Consider the following 3,474-nt stretch of genomic DNA (forward strand, 5'->3'; position numbering starts at 1 on the left):
ATCTCGCGCTGTGGCGCGGGCTGCTGCATGACCTGCGGCTGCATCACCGGCTGCGGCTGCGGTTGCGGCTGGGCTGGCGGAGCCTGGAAGATCTTGCTCTGCGGCCGGAAGTCGTCGACCGGCGCGGGGCGCGGCTGCGCCATGGCGGCTGCGTTTGCCTCGGCAAGCTGGATCGCCTCGGCGACCGGATCGACCGCGCGCAGCTCGTAGGCCTGCGGCTGGACCGGAGCGGGCCGGATTTCAGCGACCGGAGCCGCCGCCGGGCGAGCGGCCGGCTTCTGCGGCGCGCGGATCGAGATCGGCGCCGCGGCGATTTCGGCGGCCGACTTGTCGATGCCGGTGGCGACGACCGACACGCGGATCACGCCTTCCAGCTCCTCGTCGAAGGTGGCGCCCAGGATAATGTTGGCGTCCTGGTCGACCTCCTCGCGGATGCGGGTCGCGGCCTCGTCCACCTCGAACAGCGTGAGGTCGCGGCCGCCGGTGATCGAGATCAGCAGGCCCTTGGCGCCCTTCATTGAGGTCTCGTCGAGCAGCGGGTTGGCGATCGCGGCTTCGGCAGCGGCCATCGCGCGCCCTTCGCCCGAAGCTTCGCCGGTGCCCATCATCGCCTTACCCATCTCGCGCATCACCGAACGGACGTCGGCGAAGTCGAGATTGATCAGGCCTTCCTTGACCATCAGGTCGGTGATGCAGGCGACGCCCGAATAGAGCACCTGGTCGGCCATGGCGAAGGCATCGGCGAAGGTGGTCTTGTCATTGGCCAGCCGGAACAGGTTCTGATTGGGGATGACGATCAGGGTGTCGACGCATTTCTGCAGCTCCTCGATGCCCATGTCGGCCGTCTTCATGCGGCGCTGGCCCTCGAAGTGGAACGGCTTGGTGACGACGCCGACGGTGAGGATGCCCTTCTCGCGCGCCGCGCGGGCAACGACCGGAGCGGCGCCCGTGCCGGTACCGCCGCCCATGCCGGCGGTGACGAAGCACATATGGGTGTTGGACAGATGATCGATGATCTCGTCGATGCACTCTTCCGCCGCCGCGCGGCCGACTTCCGGCTGAGAGCCGGCGCCGAGGCCTTCGGTGACATGCGCGCCAAGTTGGATCAGCCGCTCAGCCTTCGACATGGTCAGCGCCTGTGCGTCGGTGTTGGCCACCACGAACTCGACGCCGCGCAAGCCGGCGGTGATCATATTGTTGACGGCATTGCCGCCGCCGCCGCCGACACCGAACACGGTGATGCGGGGCTTGAGCTCGGTGATGTCCGGCTTTTGCAGATTGATGGTCATTGTCTCCGTCCTTTGCCTTTCCCGCCGCCTCGCCGCTGCGGCCGCCTATGGGGCTGTCCCCGTCAAATTAAAAACTGTCTCTCAACCACTGACTCATGCGATGCAGTCTTCCGCCCGTCCCGGTCATCCTGAAACCGGAAAGTCCTTTCGCCGAATGGCTCTCGAAGCTCGCCATCTGCGGGTAGATCATCAATCCGACCGGGGTCGAGAACGCCGGTCCCTTGGCCGCCTCCGGCAGGCCCGCCACGCCGAGCGGACGGCCGATGCGCACATTGCGCCCGAGAATGCGGCGCGCCGCTTCCGGCAGGCCGGCGAGCTGGCTGGCGCCTCCGGTGAGCACGACGCGCTTGCCGACGGCATTGCCGTAGCCGGACTTGTTCAGCCGGTCGCGCAAAAGCTCGAGCGTTTCGTCGATGCGCGCACGGATGATGCGCGTCATCACCGAGCGCGGTATCTGCGACGGCACATCGCCTTCCTCGCCGATCGGCTGGATCGAGACGAGGTCGCGGTCGTCGGCGCTTCCGGGCAGCGCCGAGCCATGCATCACCTTCAGCCGCTCCGCGGCATCGAGTGAAGTCGACAGGCCCTTGGCCATGTCGAGCGTCACATGGTTGCCGCCGATGGCGATCGCGTCGCCATGGATGAACTTGCCTTCCGAGAAGACCGAGATGGTCGTCGTGCCGCCGCCCATGTCGATGCAGGCGGCGCCCATTTCGAGTTCGTCGTCGACCAGCGAGGCAAGCCCGCTGGCATAGGGCGTCGCCACCATGCGCTCGACCGACAGATGCGAGCGGTTGATGCAAAGCTCGAGATTGCGCATCGGCGCCGCATCGCCCGTCAGCACATGCATGTCGACGCCGAGCGCATCGCCCACCATGCCGCGCGGGTCGCGCATGCCGCGCTCGCCGTCGAGCGAGAAGCCGACCGGCAGCGAATGGATCACTTCGCGCTCGGCCCTCAGCGCCTGCTTGGCGCCGGCGGCGAGCACGCGCTTGATGTCGACTTCCTCGACCTGATGACCACCGAGATTGATCGTCGCCGAAAAGGCTTCGCTCTTCAGCCGGCCCGCCGTCATGTTGACGATGAGGGAATCGACCGTGAGCCCGGCCATGCGCTCGGCGGCGTCGACGGCAAGCCGGATGGCATGCTCGGCGCGATCGAGGTCCACCACGACGCCGGACTTCACGCCCTGCGATTTCTGGTGGCCGATGCCGATCACCTGGATACGATGCGAGCGTCCGCGCAGAAGCTTGCCGTCCTCGTTCGGCTTGAGCTTCGCAACCACGCAGCAAACCTTGCTGGAACCGACGTCGAGCACCGTGAGTATGCCCGACCGGCGCGAAGAAGCGTCACCGCCGCCGCCAAGCCAGCTCATATCTTCGTCCCCGTCTTGCGCTTGGCCGGGTTCTTCGGCTTGTCGCTGAGCGCGGCTTCGCGCTGCGTGGCCGCCTCCGGCGAAAGCTCCACGACCAGCCGGTCGGGGAGCCGCATGTCGACGGCGGCGATGTCGCGCGTCAAAAGCCCGTTGTCGTGGTCGATCTTGACGAGCTCGGCGATCGCCTGGTCCTCGTCGTCTTCCGGCAGCTTGATCGTGATGCCGTTCTCAAGCCGCATGTCCCAGCGGCGCTCGCCGACACGGATATAACCTTTGACCCGCGCCGCAAGCTCGGGATAGCGCTTGATCTTGTTGAGAAAGGCCGGCGCCATGGCCGGCGCGCCGCTACCGATGATCAGCGGCAGCAGCGCCTGCTTGCCGCCCGAGAACGGCGCGATCACCTCGCCGGACCGCTCGATCACCGAAACCGATGCGCCCTGCTGCCAGAGCGCGAAGGGCTCGCGCTCCTCAATGCGCACTTCCAGCGTATGAGGGTAGATCTTGCGCACCGCCGCGCCCTCGACCCAGGGCAGCGTCGCGATGCGCTCGCGCGCAGCCTCGGCATCGAAGCCGATCAGCGACGTCCAGCCGTCGAGGCCGAGCCGGTCGAGCACGTCGATCTCGGACGTCTGACGGTTGCCGACCACCTTGATCTGATCGACGGCAAAGCCGGTGCGGGCCGTGATGCCCTGCACGACTCTGTCGGAGTAGCCGCCAAGAAAAGCGCCATAGGCGCTGCTCGACGCGATGAGCGCGGCGGAAAGGATCGCTGCCGAAAAGCGCGGCGCCTCATACTCGCCGCCGCACAGG

3 protein-coding genes are annotated in these 3,474 nt (G+C 67.0%); all 3 read right to left on the bottom strand.

Annotated elements, in window-relative coordinates:
- The coding region (gene ftsZ, locus EOA28_RS29170) for a cell division protein FtsZ (protein ID WP_128315543.1) at window positions 1-1,289 on the bottom strand (1,289 nt) is incomplete at its 3' end.
- A 67-nt stretch (window positions 1,290-1,356) separates the two neighbouring features.
- Window positions 1,357-2,664 (bottom strand): cell division protein FtsA, encoded by a 1,308-nt coding sequence (ftsA, locus tag EOA28_RS29175; RefSeq protein ID WP_042637743.1) that lies wholly within the window; start codon window positions 2,662-2,664, stop codon window positions 1,357-1,359.
- Window positions 2,661-3,474, bottom strand: an 814-nt coding sequence (locus EOA28_RS29180; RefSeq protein WP_148670918.1) for a cell division protein FtsQ/DivIB, incomplete at its 5' end; no start/stop codon positions are given. The genes ftsA and EOA28_RS29180, both read right to left, overlap by 4 nt.

It is taken from the genome of Mesorhizobium sp. M2A.F.Ca.ET.067.02.1.1 (assembly GCF_004023285.1).
Taxonomy (GTDB): Bacteria; Pseudomonadota; Alphaproteobacteria; order Rhizobiales; family Rhizobiaceae; genus Mesorhizobium.